At 68.4% G+C, this 17186-nt stretch carries 8 protein-coding genes and 2 pseudogenes; 6 read left to right on the top strand and 4 right to left on the bottom strand.

Annotated features, from left to right (window positions below):
* Positions 1-341 precede the first annotated feature (341 nt).
* A pseudogene (locus EV651_RS43285) lies at positions 342-398 on the bottom strand (hypothetical protein); the annotation flags it as partial.
* A gap of 49 nt (positions 399-447) precedes the next feature.
* Positions 448-3978, bottom strand: a pseudogene (locus EV651_RS42415) (NPCBM/NEW2 domain-containing protein); the annotation flags it as partial.
* 156 nt (positions 3979-4134) lie between these two features.
* Between EV651_RS42415 and EV651_RS18540 the strand changes: the two are divergent.
* On the top strand, positions 4135-5535 hold the full coding sequence (locus EV651_RS18540) for a lipase (protein ID WP_133786464.1): 1401 nt from the start codon (positions 4135-4137) through the stop codon (positions 5533-5535).
* 262 nt (positions 5536-5797) lie between these two features.
* The gene (topA, locus tag EV651_RS18535) at positions 5798-8554 is read left to right on the top strand and encodes a type I DNA topoisomerase (RefSeq protein WP_255512207.1); all 2757 of its coding nucleotides are present in this window, start codon (positions 5798-5800) and stop codon (positions 8552-8554) included.
* A 6-nt stretch (positions 8555-8560) separates the two neighbouring features.
* Here topA and EV651_RS18530 read toward each other — a convergent pair whose 3' ends face one another.
* On the bottom strand, positions 8561-8974 hold the full coding sequence (locus EV651_RS18530; protein ID WP_133786463.1) for a hypothetical protein: 414 nt from the start codon (positions 8972-8974) through the stop codon (positions 8561-8563).
* A 104-nt stretch (positions 8975-9078) separates the two neighbouring features.
* Here EV651_RS18530 and EV651_RS18525 point away from each other — a divergent pair, with 104 nt between their 5' ends.
* Positions 9079-9507 (top strand): Fur family transcriptional regulator, encoded by a 429-nt coding sequence (locus EV651_RS18525; RefSeq protein ID WP_131345764.1) that lies wholly within the window; start codon positions 9079-9081, stop codon positions 9505-9507.
* 84 nt (positions 9508-9591) lie between these two features.
* On the top strand, positions 9592-12357 hold the full coding sequence (locus tag EV651_RS18520) for a glycoside hydrolase family 2 TIM barrel-domain containing protein (protein ID WP_238157031.1): 2766 nt from the start codon (positions 9592-9594) through the stop codon (positions 12355-12357).
* Between the two features lie 102 nt (positions 12358-12459).
* On the opposite strand, the gene EV651_RS18515 is transcribed toward EV651_RS18520, so the two are convergent.
* On the bottom strand, positions 12460-13872 hold the full coding sequence (locus tag EV651_RS18515) for a PLP-dependent aminotransferase family protein (RefSeq protein WP_133786461.1): 1413 nt from the start codon (positions 13870-13872) through the stop codon (positions 12460-12462).
* A 63-nt stretch (positions 13873-13935) separates the two neighbouring features.
* Here EV651_RS18515 and EV651_RS18510 point away from each other — a divergent pair, with 63 nt between their 5' ends.
* Entirely contained in the window at positions 13936-15027 is a 1092-nt protein-coding gene (locus EV651_RS18510) for a pyridoxal phosphate-dependent aminotransferase (RefSeq protein WP_133786460.1), read from the top strand.
* A gap of 9 nt (positions 15028-15036) precedes the next feature.
* Positions 15037-17022: a dTMP kinase gene (gene tmk, locus EV651_RS18505; protein ID WP_133786459.1), complete on the top strand. Its 1986-nt coding sequence runs from the start codon at positions 15037-15039 to the stop codon at positions 17020-17022.
* The last annotated feature ends 164 nt before the right edge of the window (positions 17023-17186 follow it).

The following is a 17186-nucleotide window of genomic DNA, read 5'->3' as shown; positions in this document are numbered from 1 at the left end:
AACCAGATCAATCCCCGGAAACGCCTTCTCTACAAGGCTTTCGGGAACCGTCCGCTGGAGGAGGAACAACCGGATCATCGTGTCGAGCGCATCGCCCGATGTGGTACGACGAGCCGCCGCCGCAGTCTCGTTCCGCGCCAACGCGGCGTTCGCCTGTACGCCGAGCTGCTCGGCAACCCCGTCCGTGGTGTACCCCGCGCCGGCAAACGCCGTACGCAGCCCCTCAACCACCTGCCCCGTCAGTTCCCGCATGCCCACATCCTCGCACTCCGGGCACTTGCCTACTGAGCTGGAGGGTTGCCCCCTGAGATTTCCGGTGGGCAACCCTCCAACTGTGGGGGCTAGGGGGTGCAGGTGAGTATGGCGTCGGCCCAGTCTGCGTGGTCGCTGGTGTTGCCGTCGCCGCCGTCGGTTACCTGGAGGGTGAGGGTTTTGGGCGCCGGTGACGTCGACCGTGGTGGTGGCGGTCGGGGAGGTGCCGGTCAGTTGGTCCGACGTGTAGCGGGCGGTGCCGTCGGTCAGGATCTTGAAGGTGACCTTGCCGCGGTCCTCCATCTCGTCGTCGATGCCCAGTTTGCTGGTGAAGCTCGTGCAGTTGCCGCCGAGTCGGACGCTCACCGACGAAGGAGCGTGAGCGCCCAGACCCTTCGCGTACTGGACGCCGTCGAGCGTGATCGGGCCGCCGTCGCCGGCTGCGTCCTCGCCGTTGCTGTGGTCGCGCTCGACCGGGCCCCACCCGTTGGTGGAGTCAAGGAACTCGAGGTCGCTGACCCAGTTCTCGCCGGTCGGTGCCGGCGGCAACGGCTTGTCGGCGATCGTGGCCGCGAAGAAGCCCAGTCCGCCGCCCGGCAGCTTGATCGCCTTCACGGTCTTCCCGGGATCGAGCGGTACGGCGGTGTAGAACACCCGGTAGTCCGTCGTCGTGTTGCTCAGCCCGGCCGCCGTGTACCGCCCCTTGACCGAGACGGCCAGCTTGGCGCCACCCGTCGTCGGATCCTGACAGCACCAGTTCGGCAACTGGAACGTGCCCTCGGACGTCGACCCGTCGGTGTAGATCACCGTCACCGTCCCGCGGGCGTTCAGGCTCGCGCCGGCGCCTAGCAGTGCTAGATGTGATCCGGTCCCCGACACGAGGATCGGAGCCGACTGGTTCTTCACGAGGTTCGGCGTACCGGGCGCGCCGCTCGGCCAGGTGAAGTCGGCGCCCTGCACGTTCACGGTCGCGCCAGGTGTGTACCCGGCCGCCGCCAGCGCCTCGCCGTTGAAGCTGTTGCCCGACCCGTCGAAGTTCCCTTGCTTGTACGTCGATGCGTCGCTCACCCCGACCACGTTCGCGGCCTGCGACACCGAGGCGTACGGCAACTGCGCCGTACCTGTCGAGGTGTTCGTGTAACTATTGCCCTGAGCAACGTACGACGCCTTCAACGTCAACGTGAAGCTCGCGGGTTTCACGTCCGCGCCCGGCGTGACCTGCAGCTTGGTCGTCACGGTTCGGCCGGGATCCACCGACGCGAAGGTGTTCGCGCCGCTGACGTTCCACCCGGCCGGCACCTGGACGTCGAGCCGTACGTCGCGCACCGTCGTCGCGGTGCCGTTGCGGAAGGACGCGGTCACCTCGGTCGCCTGACCCGGAGCGTTCCACAGCGACGGCGTGGTGAGCTCAGGCGTTCCGAAGGTGTTCGTGACATCAGGTCCGCCCACTGCGGACGTTCCCGACAGCACCACGACGGCGCTGCGGGAGGTTGGGATCGATGCTGTCTGCACGCGGACGATGCCATTGGCATAAGTGAAGGCAGCCGGGCGCCCGTCGATCGTGACGTTGTGCGGGGCGGAGCCGGTGTGGACGGTCAGCTCGTACGGGCGGGTTGCCGGCTTGCCGTCGTACGACCCGATGCTGGCGCCGATCTTCACGGTCACGTCGCCGCGGCCCTGCGTCGGTGCGTCGACCGCGAACGTCTGCGTCGCGGACTTCCCGGACCGGGTCACGCGATCGTCCTCGTACATCGAGAACGACGACGTCCCGGACGGGTAGATGTCGACGCTCACCCGATCGCCGAAACCCTGCTCGGCGGCCGTGTTGATCCCGGGCTTCCACATCGGCACCACCGCGCCCGCCTTCACGAACAGCGGCAGCGTGTCGAGTGCAGCGTGGTACCCGTTCACAGTCGTCGGGCCCTGGTACACACGGCCCGTCCAGTAGTCGATCCACCGGCCCGCGGGCAGGTAGATCCCGTTCTTCACCTCGTCCGCGCCGTACATCGGCGCGACCAGGAACTCCTTCCCGGCCAGGAACTCGTACTTCGTCGTGTCGTCCCACGTCTTCGGGTCGGTCGGGTACTCCAGCACCAGCGACCGGTTCAGCGGAGCGCCGGTCCGGTGGGCCTCGGCGGCGTACGTGTAGAAGTAAGGCAGCAACCGCTCCCGCAGCTTCAGGTACTTGCGGTTGATCGAGGTGTACGGAGCGCCGTACGCCCAGGGCTGCTTGTACGCCGGGGTCGACCAGCCGGACATCGTCATGAACGCGGGGTTGAACACCTTCCACTGCAGATCCCGCACGTACGACGTCGCGGAGCCACCGAAGATCCCGTCCACATCGCCCGCGCTGTAGGCGATGCCGGAGTTGCCGGACCCGGTGATCGCCGGGATCTGCCACTTGATGGCGTCGAGCGAGCCGCTGTGGTCACCGGTCCACTGCACCGCGCACCGCTGCGCGCCGGCCCAGCCCTCGACCATCCACGCGAACCCGCGGGCGTTGCTGTACTGCTCGATCCCGTCGTGCGCGGTGTCGCAGGCAGTCAGTGCGTACCGGTACCCCGGGCCGACCCACGCGACGTCGAGCTTCCGGACGCGGACACCGGCCTCGCCGACCTCGGCGGGCTGCCGGTCCAGGTTCGACTGCGTCCACAGACCCATCTGGATGTTCCGTGCCCGCAGGTCGTCACCGGCCTGCTTCAGCGCCGGGATGTCCCGCTTGCCCCACCAGGTGCCGTCGACCTGCTCGGACTCGGTGTTGGCGGAGTACCCGCAGCCGTAGTCGTCGTTGACGAGCATCCAGCCGCCCGGCATGTCCTCGTCCTTGAAGCGCTGCGCGACCTTGACCGCGTCCAGCGTCGTCACCTTGTCCGGGTTGACCTTCCAGTCGTTGCTGGGATCCGGATCCGTCCCGTAGTGACCGCGGTTGTAGCAGTCCGAGTCGCCGTACTCGAGCCCGTAGATCGGCGGCATGAACGGCCGGCCGGTGAGCTCGGTGTAGCGGTCGAGCGAGGTCTTGAGGTCGCCGATGAAGTAGTACGCGTCGAACCGCTTCTCGTCGTGCGTAGTGACAACGGGACTAGTGAAGTTGTAACTACCCGGGCTGAAGGTGTTGCGGAGTACGCCGTACCCCGCGGTGCTCATGTAGTACGGCGAGGCGTTCGGGTTGCCGCCGTCCTCCCAGTTGAAGTCCCGCGAGATCTTGATCGTCTGGTCGCGGTGCGAGAAGCGGCCGTTCTGCATGCCGCCGCCGAAGAACTGCTCGTTCGCGCCGCGGCCGAGGGTCTGGGTGGTGGACGTGTCGGTCCAGGACAGCGGAGTCGCCTCGGCCCACACGAGCTGGCCGTTCGAGCGGTACACCGAGAACTTCAGCGGCTGCTTCTGCGCGCGGACCTCGATCTTCCCGGTGCTCAGCGAGTAGTAGGCGCCGCGGTCCCGCCAGGTCGTCGTCGGTGTCCCGTAATCGGTCTTGGTAACGATCTTCGAGCCTTCACCGGTGTTGGCGGGATCGGTGAAGTTCCCGTCCGGCGCCATCCAAAGCCGGAACACGTCGTCCTTGAGGAAGGCGACCCGAACCTTCGCGGTCCCGGCGCTGAGGGTGTACGTCGCCTGGTCGGCGGAGAACCCGCTGACGTCACCGAGCGTGGTGCCGGCGGCCTGTGCGGAACCGGCCGTGTACACGAGCGCACCGGCTAGCAACGCTAGCGCGATTACTGAACGTTTCATGCGGACAAAGATGCTCACGACTGCCTCACTTCACGCATCAATGAACAAGATGCGCACATTGAAACCCACCGACCGTGGATTGTCATCAGGTCGGCTTCATCAAGTTGAGACAGTGTCGCTATCACGGAGTGAAACGCCGCGATGACGATGAGTCGCATGACGAACAGGCGTCCCACCAGCCCCAGCGGCCACGTCTTCACCAGACGTCATGTCCTGTCGGCCGGTGTGCTGGCCGGTTTGGCGGCGGGTGTCGCGGCGGCGACGCCGGACCGGGCCCAGGCCTCGCCGTTCGATCCGGCGACCCGGGACAGCTTCGACGCCGGATCCCGAGGCAGCCTCGACCCGGAGCGGGCCGAGCGGATCCGGCCGTCCGGCGATCCGGACTTCCACCCGGTGAAGTTCAGGCTGCCGATGCCGACCGGGCGCAAGGCACTCGGGACGACGGCGATCCACCTGATCGACAGCTCCCGCCCGGATCCGAGCATGCCGAGCGGGCAGCGGGAACTGATGATCACCGTCTGGTACCCGGCGGGCATGTTCGGCCAGGCACCGTTCGCGAAGTACATGCCGTCGAGGACCGCGGTCGAGGTGGACGACCTGTGGACGGGTGACTACGGACTCGCCCTGCCGAGCGGTTCGTTCGACTTCGCGAACACCGAGACGCATGCGCGTGTCGACGTACCGATGCAGCGGATGCGGCATCCCGTCGTACTGTTCTCTCCCGGCTACCAGTACAGCCGGTTCGTGAACACCGCGCAGGTGGAGGATCTGGCCGCCCGCGGGTACGTCGTGGTGACGATGGACCACTCGCACGAGACGCCGGTGGAGTTCCCCGGCGGGCGGTTCCTGCCCGGCGCGCCGACCGCGGAGCCGGCCGGTCCGGCGGAGATCCGGAAGGCGGTCGAGACCCGGACCGCGGACGCGCGGTTCGTGCTGGACCAGTTGGAGCGGCTCGCCCGCGGCGAGAACATCGATGCCGAGGGCAAGGATCTCCCCGACGGGCTGGCGGAGGGGCTGGAGCTGCGCAAGATCGGCATGTTCGGGTTCGCGCTCGGCGGTTACACGGCCGCGAACACGATGCTCGAGGACGAGCGGGTGCTGGCCGGGCTCGACCTGGACGGCACGTTGCAGGACGACCGGCTGAAGGGCCCACTCGGCGAGGTCGCGGAGAGAGGGCTGGACCGGCCGTTCCTGCTGTTCGGCTCGGCCGAGACGCAGCGGACCGATCCGGGCAAGGAGTACTACGACAGGTCGTGGGCGAGTTTCTGGGAGGCGCAGCGCGGCGGGAAGCTGAACCTGACGCTGGCGGGCACGAAGCAGCGGGCGTTCACCGACTACCAGTTCATCTTCTCCCAGCTCTTCCATGACATCTACGGCGAGGACCCGATCATCACATCGGTGATGAAGGCGCTGGTGGGCAGCGCCAAGCCGGCGCGGAGCGTGCTCGCCCAGCGCGAGTACGTCGCCGCTTTCTTCGACCGGACGCTGCGCCGCCGCCCGTCTCTTCTGCTGCGCGGAGACTCCTCCAAATTCCCCGAGGTCCGCTTCACCCGCTGAGACGGCGTACGCTCGTTAGGCGCCCCAGGGCAGTCTGTGGCAGTCTCGCGACGCGCGGTGACGGTGGGTTGTTCGCCACTTTCTGGAACCCTGAGGGGCATAAAGGGGGCCGCAGCGGTTACCGTGCGTTGAGAAATGCGTTGCCGTCGGCCGTACCCTGTCCTCGGACGGGCTACGCCCGTCTGTGCCCGGGGGAACAGACGACGACTGTGTTTGTTTTTTTGGGAGAGGCGTTGTCGGCAGGACGAGAGTAGGGAGCGCAGTGGCAGGGGCAGCAGGGACGAAGACAGCCGCAGGGACCCGTCTGGTGATCGTCGAGTCGCCGAAGAAGGCGCGGATGATCGCCGGTTTCTTGGGGTCCGGGTACGTGGTGGAGTCCAGCTTCGGCCACATCCGCGACCTGCCGAGCGGGGCGGACGAGATCCCCGCCAAGTACAAGGGCCTCCCGTGGGCCCGGCTCGGCGTGAACGTCGAGGACCACTTCGACCCGCTGTACGTCGTGCCCGCCGACAAGAAGGCCCAGATCCGCAAGCTCAAGGACCTGCTCAAAGGCGCCGACGAGCTCTTCCTGGCGACAGATGAGGACCGCGAGGGCGAGGCGATCGCCTGGCACCTGCTGGAGGAGCTGAAGCCGACCGTCCCGGTCAAGCGGATGGTCTTCCACGAGATCACTCCGAAGGCGATCCAGGACGCGGTCGGCAACGCCCGCGACATCGACGAGGACCTGGTCGACGCGCAGGAGGCACGCCGGATCCTCGACCGGTTGTACGGCTACGAGGTCTCGCCGGTGCTGTGGAAGAAGGTCATGCCGAAGCTGTCGGCGGGCCGGGTGCAGTCCGTTGCGATCCGGATGGTGGTGGACCGCGAGCGCGAGCGGATCGCCTTCCGGAGTGCGTCGTACTGGGACCTCGACGCCACGCTGGACGCCGGTGAGAGCCGGACGCCGCGGCAGTTTCCCTCCCGCCTGGTCTCGGTGGACAGCAAGCGGGTGGCGCAGGGCCGCGACTTCAGCTCGACCGGTGAGCTCAAGGGCGCGAACACGGTTCATCTGAACGAGCAGACCGCGACCGCGCTTGCGTCCGCGCTGCGTGACTCGCAGTTCACCGTCCGGTCGATCGAGTCCAAGCCGTACACCCGCAAGCCGTACGCGCCGTTCCGAACCACCACGCTGCAGCAGGAGGCCGGCCGCAAGCTCGGCATGTCCGCGTCGCAGACCATGCAGGTGGCCCAGCGGCTGTACGAGAACGGCAACATCACCTATATGCGTACCGACAGTGTCACGCTGTCGGACACCGCGATCACCGCGGCCCGGGCCCAGGTCCGGGAGCTGTACGGCGCGTCGTACCTGCCGGACAAGCCGCGTGTCTACACCTCCAAGGTGAAGAACGCCCAGGAGGCGCACGAGGCGATCCGGCCGGCCGGCGAGGTCTTCCAGACCCCGGCGCAGACCGGTCTGAGCGGTGCCGAGTTCCGGCTCTACGAGCTGATCTGGATGCGGACGATCGCGTCCCAGATGAAGGACGCGGCCGGGAACAGCGTGTCGATCAAGATCGACGCGACCGCCTCCAGCGGTGAGAAGTGCGAGTTCACGTCGTCCGGCCGGGTGATCACGTTCCACGGGTTCCTCAAGGCGTACGTCGAGGGACAGGACGACCCGTCCGCCGGGAGCGACGACCAGGAGACCCGGCTGCCCAATGTCGAGGAGGGCGATGTCCTGCCCGCGATCGACGTTGTCGCCTCGGGCCATGAGACCAAGCCGCCGGCGCGCTACACCGAGGCCACGCTGGTCGGCGGGCTGGAAGAGCGCGAGATCGGGCGGCCGTCGACGTACGCCTCGATCATCGGCACGATCCAGGCCCGCAAGTACATCTACAAGAAGGGCCAGGCGCTGGTTCCGGCCTGGCTGGCGTTCGCGGTCGTCCGGCTGCTCGAGGAGCACTTCACCCGGCTGGTGGACTACGCGTTCACCGCGACGATGGAGGACGTGCTCGACGAGGTCGCGGCCGGTGACCTGCAGCGTGAGGGCGTGCTGTCCCGGTTCTACTTCGGCGACGACAACCTCGAGGGCCTCAAGTCGATGGTGACCGACCTGGGCGACATCGACGCCCGGGAGATGTCGACGTTCCCCGTCGGCGGCGACGACAGCGGGATCGTCGTCCGCGTCGGACGGTACGGGCCGTACGTCGAGGACAAGGACGAGCGGCGCGCGAACGTGCCCGAGGACCTGCCGCCGGACGAGCTGACCGTCGACAAGGCGAAGGAGCTGCTGGAGCAGCCGTCGGGTGTCGAGCACGAGCTGGGTACGGCGCCGGACACCGGGCTGAAGGTCGTCGCGAAAGCGGGGCGTTTCGGGCCGTACGTGACCGAGGTCCTGCCGGAGGACGCGCCGAAGAGCGCGAAGCCGCGGACCGGGTCGCTGCTGAAGTCGATGACGTTGGAGTCGATCGGGCTCGACGACGCGATGAAGCTGCTGTCGCTGCCGCGCGTGGTCGGGAAGGACCCGGAGTCCGGTGACGAGATCACCGCGCAGAACGGGCGCTACGGGCCGTACCTGAAGAAGGGCACGGACTCGCGGTCGCTGTCGTCCGAGGAGCAGATGTTCGACATCACGCTCGAGGAGGCGCTGGCGATCTACGCCGAGCCGAAGCAGCGCGGCCGGCGGGCCGCCGCGCCGCCGCTGAAGGAGCTGGGCGAGGACCCGGAGTCCAAGAAGCCCGTCGTGGTGAAGGAGGGTCGCTTCGGGCCCTATGTCACCGACGGGGAGACGAACGCGACGCTCCGCAAGGACGACTCGGTCGAGACCATCTCGCTGCTGCGTGCGGCCGAGCTGCTGGCGGAGAAGCGCGCCCGCGGTCCGGTGAAGAAGACGGCGAAGAAGGCGGCCAAGAAGACCGCGGCCAAGAAGACCGCGGCCAAGAAGACGACCGCCAAGAAGACGACTGCTGCGAAGAAGGCGGCGGCGAAGAAGACCGCCGCCAAGAAGACGACCGCCAAGAAGACGGCTGCGAAGAAGAGCTGACCGGCCTCAGCCGCCGACGCTGAAGAAGCCGCGGATGATGAAGTACAGCACGAACGCGAAGAGCGCGATGAAGAGGATCGTGACCGGCACCGCCACCCACAGCGGCGGCCGCCGGGCGCGGACCGAGGCGCCGGTGGTCTGGCTGACCACCTCCTTCGCGACGACGCGGCCGTTGCGCCACTTCCCGGCGACGGTCACCTCTTCGCCGTCGGCGACCTGACCCTCCAGCGACGGTCCGCGCAGCTCGACCAGCACAGGCTGCAATTGCTTGCCGACGGCGTCGTGCTGCTCGAGCTGGAAGGTCAGCACCTGGACGGAGCCGTTCTCACCGCGCAGCTCGGAGCGGAACTGAACGTTCCGCACCACACCGCTCAGCTCGGCGGCGCCGCGGCGTACGACGGCGTTCGACTGATCACTCATCGCAGTTCCCCAAGGTGTGAGACGTCGTACGCGGAAAGTACATTGGTTTGGGTGCTCACCGGGGGACGGCTCGGTAGCTGAAGCCCGATTGCAAAGGAGCGCCTGTGACGAGTGCGGTGGAAGTCAGCGCGCAGCGGTTGCGGGAGCGGGGGGAGCGGGTCACTCCGGCGCGGCTCGCGGTGGTCGAGGTGCTGGCCGGCACCGAGGAGCACCTGAGCGCCGAGCAGATCGGTGAACGCGCCGAGCAGCTTCGTCCGGGGATCCACCGCGCCACCGTCTATCGGGCGCTCGACGCGCTGGGTGAGTTCGGTCTCGTCACACATGTGCATCTAGGTCGGGCGGGTACGACGTACCACCTCGCCGGGGACCTCGCGCCGCGGCACCTGCACCTGCGCTGCTCCGAGTGCGGGACCGTGTACGACGCGCCCGGCGACGTCCTGGAGTCCGCCCGGAAGAAGCTCGCCCGCGAACTCGGCTTCCATCTGGCTCCCGAGCAGGTGGCACTCGTCGGGGTCTGTAAGGACTGCCAGTAGCCGGGTGGCCCACTGCGGTCACATCTGTCCATATCTGTTCATCAGTGTGGATTCATGAATAGAGTTGGCTTAGGGTCAGGGTCTGTGACCTATGTCGAAGACTTTGCTGCCGGTGAGAACGTGCTGGCGCCGCGGGCCTGGCTGGATGACGACTCCGGGCGTGTGGCCCTCAGCGGGGACTGGAGCTTCCGGCTGTCCCCGACCGTGGCGGACGCGCCGGACGACCTGAAGGACCCGGACATCTCCGGCTGGGACACGATCGCGGTGCCGGGCCACTGGCAACTGAGCGGGTACGGCGCGCCGGCGTACACGAACGTGGTCTACCCGTTCCCGCTCGAGCCGCCGTACGTGCCGACCGACAACCCGACTGGCGACTACGTCCGGACCGTGACGGTGCCGGCGGACTTCGAGGGCGCCCGGATCGTGCTCCGGTTCGAGGGCGTGGACTCGCGGTTCGCGGTGTACGTGAACGGCGAACGGGTCGGCTGGTCGTCCGGCTCCCGGCTGCCGTCGGAGTTCGACGTCACCTCGTTGGTTGCTCCGGGCAAGGAAGCGCGGATCGCGGTCCGCGTCCACCAGTGGTCGACCGGCAGCTACGTCGAGGACCAGGACATGTGGTGGCTGTCCGGGATCTTCCGCGAGGTCAACCTGCTCGCGCTGCGTCCGGACGCGCCGACCGACGTCTTCGTCAAGGCCGCGTGGGACCACATCGACGGCGCGGGCACGCTCCTAGTCGAGTCCGACGTACCGGGCACGGTGTCTGTCCCCGAGTTGGGGCTGGAGCTGCCGACCGGCGAGCACACACGGGTCGAGGGTGTGCAGCCGTGGAGCGCCGAGGTGCCGCGGCTGTACGACGCCGTACTGCGGACCGCCGGTGGTGACGTGCGGCTGCGGATCGGGTTCCGGACCGTCGCGATCGTCGACGGAATCTTCACGGTCAACGGCAACCGGGTGCTGTTCAACGGCGTCAACCGGCACGAGTTCCACCCGGACCGGGGCCGCTCGCTGACCGAGCAGGACATGCTGGACGACGTACTGATCATGAAGCGGGCCGGGATCAACGCGGTCCGCACCAGCCACTACCCGCCACACCCGCACTTCCTGTCGCTGTGCGACGAGTACGGGCTGTACGTGATCGACGAGTGCGACCTCGAGACGCACGGGTTCGGGTACGAGCCGGAGCCGCCGAAGCTGCCGAACCCGGTGATGGACGAGCGGTTCCGCGACGACATGGTGCTTCGGATGCGCCGGACCGTCGAGCGGGACAAGAACCACCCGTCGATCGTGATCTGGTCGCTCGGCAACGAGTGCGGGATGGGCGACAACCTCAAGGCGATGTACGACCTGGTCAAGGAGCTCGACCCGTCGCGGCCGGTGCACTACGAGCGCGACCGGGACGCCGAGTTCGTCGACATCTACTCGAGCATGTACACCTCGCCCGCGGGTGTCGCGGAGATCGGCGAGGACACGTCGTCGTACCGAGGACTGCCGTTCATCCTGTGCGAGTACGGGCATGCCATGGGGAACGGCCCGGGCGGGCTGGTCGACTACCGCGAGGTCTTCGAGAAGTACCCGCGCTGCCAGGGCGGGTTCATCTGGGAGTTCATCGACCACGGCCTGCGGACCACGATCGACGGCCGCGAGGTCTACGCGTACGGCGGGGACTTCGGGGAGACGATCCACGACGGGAACTTCGTCTGCGACGGTCTGCTCTTCCCGGACCGGACGCCGTCGCCCGGGATGCACGAGTACATCAAGGTGATCGAGCCGCTGCGGGTCGTTGCTGACGGCAACCGTGTGTCGATCACCAACCGCTACGAGGTCCTCGACACCAGCCACCTGAGCTTCAGCTACGTCGTCGAGACCGAGGGCTCACGTGTTGACGGCGGGAGCCTGCCGGTTCCGGTGATCGCACCCGGCGAGACCGTGACGGTCGAGCTGCCGTCGGTGGATGCCTCGAAGCCCGAGACCTGGGTGACCGTGACCGCTTCGTTGACCGAAGCGACGTCGTGGGCGGAGGCGGGGCACCGCATCGCGTGGGGCCAGCTCCGGCTGGACGAGCCTGCGGCCGCCGAGGTTGTGGTGAACCGTTCTCCGGCCACGGGTGAGGCCGGGATCGACGGGATCACGGTTGCCGGCGTGAAGAACGCTCGGCTGGATGTCTGGCGGGCGCCGATCGACAACGACGCGATCCCCGGTGTCGCGGCGGCCTGGCGCGAGGAAGGGCTGCACCGCGTGCAGCACCGGATCGTGTCGCAGGGCGAGCGCGACGGGGCCTGGGAGGTCGTCACCCGGACCGCGCCGCCGCAGTTGCAGTGGGGCCTGCGCAGCACCTGGCGCTGGACCGCTGTCGAGGACGGCGTTGTGCTCGAGCTGAGCGTCGTACCGGAAGGGCTGTTCCCCGAGGTGCTGCCACGGCTCGGCATCACGTTCGAGCTGCCGAAGGTGCAGCGGGTCGAGTGGTTCGGCACCGGCCCGAACGAGGCGTACGTCGACACCCGCGAGGCCGCCGCAGTCGGCAAGTACTCCGCCACGGTCGCCGAACTGCAGACGCCGTACGTCCGCCCGCAGGAGAACGGCCACCGCATCGACACCCGCTGGGCCACGCTCGACGGCCTGCGGATCGAGGCGATCGACCAACTCTTCGGCCTGACCGTCCGCGACTGGACATCGGCCGACCTGGAGAACGCGAGCCACACCGCGGCCCTCACCCCGGGCGACACCACCCACGTCACCATCGACGTCGCCCAAACCGGCGTAGGCACCGCCGCCTGCGGCCCCGCCCTCCCCGACCGAGACAAGTTGAAGACCGCACCAGCTCAGCTGTCCCTCCGCTTCACCACCCGGTGATTGCCGGACCGCCAGGCCATCACATTTGAGCAAATCGGAGCGGTTCCCGCGGGGAACGCCTCCGGATCGGCCTTTGTGATGGCCCGGCGGTCCGCTTCAGCCTCAAATGGCGATGGTTGGGCGGGGGTGTACTCGGTCGGTTGGTGGGTGGTAGGCCGACCAGGCTTGGGTTAGGCGGTGAGTGGCTTCGGTTAGGTCGGTGGGGTGGGCGCGGAAGTGTAGACGGACGTAGGCGTCGCTGGCGCCGGTGACGTCGAGGCTGGCGCCGGGGAGGATGGCCAGGCCGTGGCGGAGGGCGGTCTGGGCGAAGGACGTGCCGTCGCCGTACGGCAGGCGGGCCCAGATGCACTGGCCGCCTGTCAGAGGTGTGGTGTGCAAGGTGGGCAGGGCCCGGGTCAGCTCGGCAAGTAGGTGGTCGTGGCGGGACTTGAGGGTCTCGTGCAGGGCCGGGCCGTCCAGGAGCGGTAACAGGTGTACGGCAGCCAGCTGGGTCGGGACGTTGCCGCCCAGGTCGTGGACTGCTCGGAGCCGGGCCAAGCGGTTGATCAAGGGCGGCGTTGCCCGGATCCAGCCGATTCGCAACCCGCCCCAGATGCTCTTGCTGAGCGAGCCGATCGAGATCACGGACTCGCCGTACGCCGCTATCGGCGTGGGCAACTTCTCGCCAGGGAACCCGAGGTCGGCCGGCACCTCGTCCTCGATCACCGGGATCCGCGCGCCGGCCACCCGCTGACGGGCGAGTGCGGACATCACAGTGCCGGTCGGGTTGTGGTACGTCGGGATCACGTACGCAAGCGCCGGTCGCCGCTCCCGGATCGCCGCCTCGAGGCCCTCGAGTCCCACCGGCAGACCACGCAGTACGGCGCCTTCCTCCCGGAACACCTCGAGCGCGCCCGGGTACGTCGGCGCCTCGACGAGCACCTGGTCCCCAGGCGACACCAGAGCGTGAGCCAGCAGGGACAGGGCCTGTTGACCGCCGTTCGTCACCAGGATCTGCCGAGGACCGGTTGGTACGCCGCGAGCCGAGTAGCGATCCGCCAGCGCCTCACGGAGTGCCGGGTGACCGTACGGGTAGTAACCGATGTCGTCGGTGACACGGGCGAGCTCTGACGCGATCTTGGCGAACGCCTCCGCCAGTTGCGGCGGCGGATCACCTGGTGCGGCACAGATGGCCAGCAGTACGTCGTCGTCCCGGGCCTCCAGGGAGTCCAGGAAGATCGGGTCGACCGGAGCGTCCTCGACCTGGCCGTTGCGAGGCACGCCGGCCACGCGTGTGCCGCTGCCCTGCTTCCGCGTGATGCGCCCTTCGGCCCGGAGCAGGTCGTAGGCGGCGACCACCGTCGTACGGCCGACTGCCAGCGCACCTGCGAGCGCCCGGTCCGGTGGAAGCAGCACGCCAGGCGGGAGTTCGCCGTCGTCGATCAGTTGCCGCAGGCGGGCCGCGAGCAGCACGTACAGCGGGCCGCGGCCGGACGACCAGCGGCCCAACCGGTCGACTACCTCGATTGGTCTCATCTGCGAACCAATTCTGCCGGATTGGCTCTCCACCGACCAGTGCGAGTCCAGAACGATGGCGGTATGCCGACCTTTCCGAGAAACCCGATCATGTCCCTGACCGCCGAGCAGCCGCGGCACGAACTGGGCGAGAGCTACGGCCCGGACCTCCGGCTCGCGGACCTGCTCACACCCGAACTGGGCGACCTCGAACTCGGCTACGGCACGGCGGCCGGTGACGTGAGGCTCCGTACGGCGATCGCCGACCGGCACGGTGTACGGCCCGAGGACGTGGTCGTCACCGTCGGCGGGATGCACGGGATCTTCCTCCTCGCCTACTTGCTGGAGGGGGAGGTGGTGACGACGGCGCCGCAGTTCCCGATGACGCGCAACGCGTTCGAAACGGTCGGTGCGGCGGTGCGGGTCGTTCCGCTGACCTTCGACGAGGGCTACCGGCTCACTGCGGACGCGGTGCGTGCGGAGCTGACGTCGGAGACCAAGCTGGTGAGTCTGGCAACGCCGCAGAACCCGTCCGGTGTCGCCGTACCGCTGGAGACGCTGCGCGAGATCGTCGAGGCGATGAGCGAGATCTGCCCGGATGCGTACCTGATGGTGGACGAGACCTATCGGAGCGCGGCGTACGGCGACGATCCGATCATGGACACGGCACTCCGGCTCGGGCCGAAGGTGGTGTCCGTCGCGTCGCTCTCGAAGTGTCACGGCGCGGCGGGGTTGCGGATCGGGTGGGTGATCAGCACGGACAGCGGCCTGGTCGAGCAGTTGACGACGGCGAAGTTCAGCACGGTGGTGTCCGCGTCCACGGTCACGGAGGCGCTGGCGATTCGCGTGTTCGAGCAGGAGGACGAGATCCTCGCCGTACGGCGGCCTTGGCTGGAGCAGAACCTGCTGATCACGCAGGACTGGGTGAACGCGAACAATGAGCTCGTCGAGTGGGTTCGGCCGGATGCCGGGGCGTTGTGCGTGATCCGGCTCAAGTCGTCGGTCGATCTCGAGCGGTTCCGGCGTACGGCGGCGGAGGCCGGCGTCCGGCTGGCCGAGGGAGACTGGTTCGGGGACGAGCCGCGGGTGTTCCGCCTCGGGTTCGGCTTCCTGCCGGCAGGCGAGTTGAAGGCCGCACTGGATGCGCTGGCCGAGGCTGTCCACGCTGCCCACTAGGCTGGCCGTGTGCCGGAGGTTTATGACCCGTTGACTGATCCTGCACCGGCGCACGATGTGCGGGCGGTGTTGCGGATCCGGGCGTTCCGGCGGCTGTGGATCGGGTTCGGGCTGTCCAGTCTCGGGGACTGGATCGGCCTGCTGGCGCTGACCGCGATGGCGAAGTCGTTCGCCGGCGACGACTACCAGGCGGCCAACTTCGCGATCGGCGGCGTGCTGTTCCTGCGCGTGCTGCCCGCCCTGGTGATGGGCCCGGTGGCGGGCTGGATCGCGGACCGGCTGGACCGGCGCTGGACGATGATCGTGGGCGACCTGATCCGGGCTGCGTTCTTCGTCAGCATCCCGATCGTCGGCACGCTGACCTGGGTGCTGGTGGCGACCGTCCTGATCGAGATCGTCAGCCTGGTCTGGGGTCCGGCCAAGGACGCGAGTGTGCCCAACCTGGTGCCGCGGCACCGGCTCGAGTCGGCCAACCAGCTCAGCCTGATCACGACGTACGGGACCGCGTTGCCGGCCGCGGTCATCTTCACCGCGATCACGCTGGTGTCGCGCTGGGCCGGCGACTTCGCGATCGACCTGGCCGTGTACGTGAACGCCGCGACCTTCGTCATCTCGGCGTTCGCGATCGTGTCGGTCGCCGAGATCGGCCGCGCGATCCACGAGCACGAGGACCATCCGACACTGTGGCGGACCGTGGTCGAGGGCTGGTCCTACGTCACCGGCACTCCGGTGGTTCGCGGTCTGGTGATCGGGATCTCCGGCGCGTTCGCGGCCGGCGCGGTCGTGATCGGCCTCGGTCGCACGTACGTCGAGGGGCTGGGCGCCGGCGACCCGGGGTACGGCGTGCTGTTCGGTGCCGTGTTCGGCGGTCTCGCGCTCGGCATGGGGTTCGCGCCGCGGATCTTCTCCGGGCTGTCCCGGCGCCGGCTGTTCGCGGCCGGGCTGGTCGGGTCGGGGATCTGCCTGGCCGGGCTGGCGTTGATCCAGCAGATCGAGATCGCCACGATGATCGCGGTCCTGCTCGGGTTCTGCGCCGGCGGCTCGTGGGTCTCCGGGTACACGTTGCTCGGTCTCGAGGTGCCGGACGCCGTCCGCGGGCGGACGTTCGCGTTCGTACAGTCCGCTGTCCGCACGGTGCTCGCGATCACGCTGGCGATCGCGCCGTTCGCCGCGGGCGCGATCGGCCGGCACACGTGGACGATCGGCGGCCGTTCGGCGACGTACAACGGCGCTTCGATGACGATGGTCGCGGCGGCCGTTCTGGCCGGGGTGATCGGCCTGCTCGCGTGGCGGCAGATGGACGACCGCCCGGGGGTTCCGTTCTGGCGCGACGTACGGCGCAGTTTCGGCAAGACGCGGGGTGACTATCCGACGACCGGCCTGTTCATCGCACTCGAGGGCGGCGAGGGCGCCGGCAAGTCGACGCAGTCCGCGCTGCTGGTGAAATGGCTGGAGGAGCAGGGCCAGCAGGTGCTGCTGACCCGCGAGCCCGGTGCGACCGAGCTCGGCAAGACGCTGCGGCAGATCGTCCTCGACCCCGCGACCGGTGACATCTCGCACCGCGCGGAGGCGCTGCTGTACGCCGCCGACAAGGCTGAGCACGTCGACTCGGTGATCAAGCCGGCGCTGAAGTCCGGCGCGGTCGTGATCACCGATCGGTACGTCGACTCCGCGCTGGCGTACCAGGGATCCGGGCGGGACCTGGACCTGTCCGACGTCGAGCGTGTGAATCGTTGGGCCACCAACGATCTCCGGCCGAACCTCACGATTCTGCTGGACCTGCCGCCGAAGAAAGGGCTCGGCCGGTTCGCCGAACGGGACCGGATCGAGGCGCAGTCCGACGCCTTCCACGAGCGGGTGCGGAACGCGTTCCTCGAGTTGGCCGCCGCCGAGCCCCAGCACTACCTGGTCCTCGACGCGACCCAGGACCGCGAGGACATCGCGCAACAGATCCGCGCCCGGCTGCAACCGATGCTCCCGAAGGTGGGCCTATGACAGTACTGATGCCGCGACTCCGTCGCGGCGGGTCATGGGGCTGTTGCTCCCGGCCTTCCCTCGTCGCTCCGGTCGCTTCGCTCCCTCCGCTCCTCAGTCCAGGCCGGGAGGCCCCATGACACTCCCTGTGTCAACCTCAGGCAGCGACGGGCTTGTTGAGCGCT

It is taken from the genome of Kribbella sp. VKM Ac-2571 (assembly GCF_004362255.1).
GTDB lineage: Bacteria > Actinomycetota > Actinomycetes > Propionibacteriales > Kribbellaceae > Kribbella > Kribbella pratensis.
This window is presented reverse-complemented; position numbering and strand designations above follow the sequence as displayed.

What these genes read in the sequence shown, in the direction of transcription:
- EV651_RS18540 (WP_133786464.1), top strand. Translation starts at nt 4,135, where the DNA reads ATGACGAACAGGCGTCCCACCAGCCCCAGCGGCCACGTCTTCACCAGA.
- EV651_RS18530 (WP_133786463.1), bottom strand. Translation starts at nt 8,974, where the DNA reads ATGAGTGATCAGTCGAACGCCGTCGTACGCCGCGGCGCCGCCGAGCTG.
- EV651_RS18515 (WP_133786461.1), bottom strand. Translation starts at nt 13,872, where the DNA reads ATGAGACCAATCGAGGTAGTCGACCGGTTGGGCCGCTGGTCGTCCGGC.
- EV651_RS18510 (WP_133786460.1), top strand. Translation starts at nt 13,936, where the DNA reads ATGCCGACCTTTCCGAGAAACCCGATCATGTCCCTGACCGCCGAGCAG.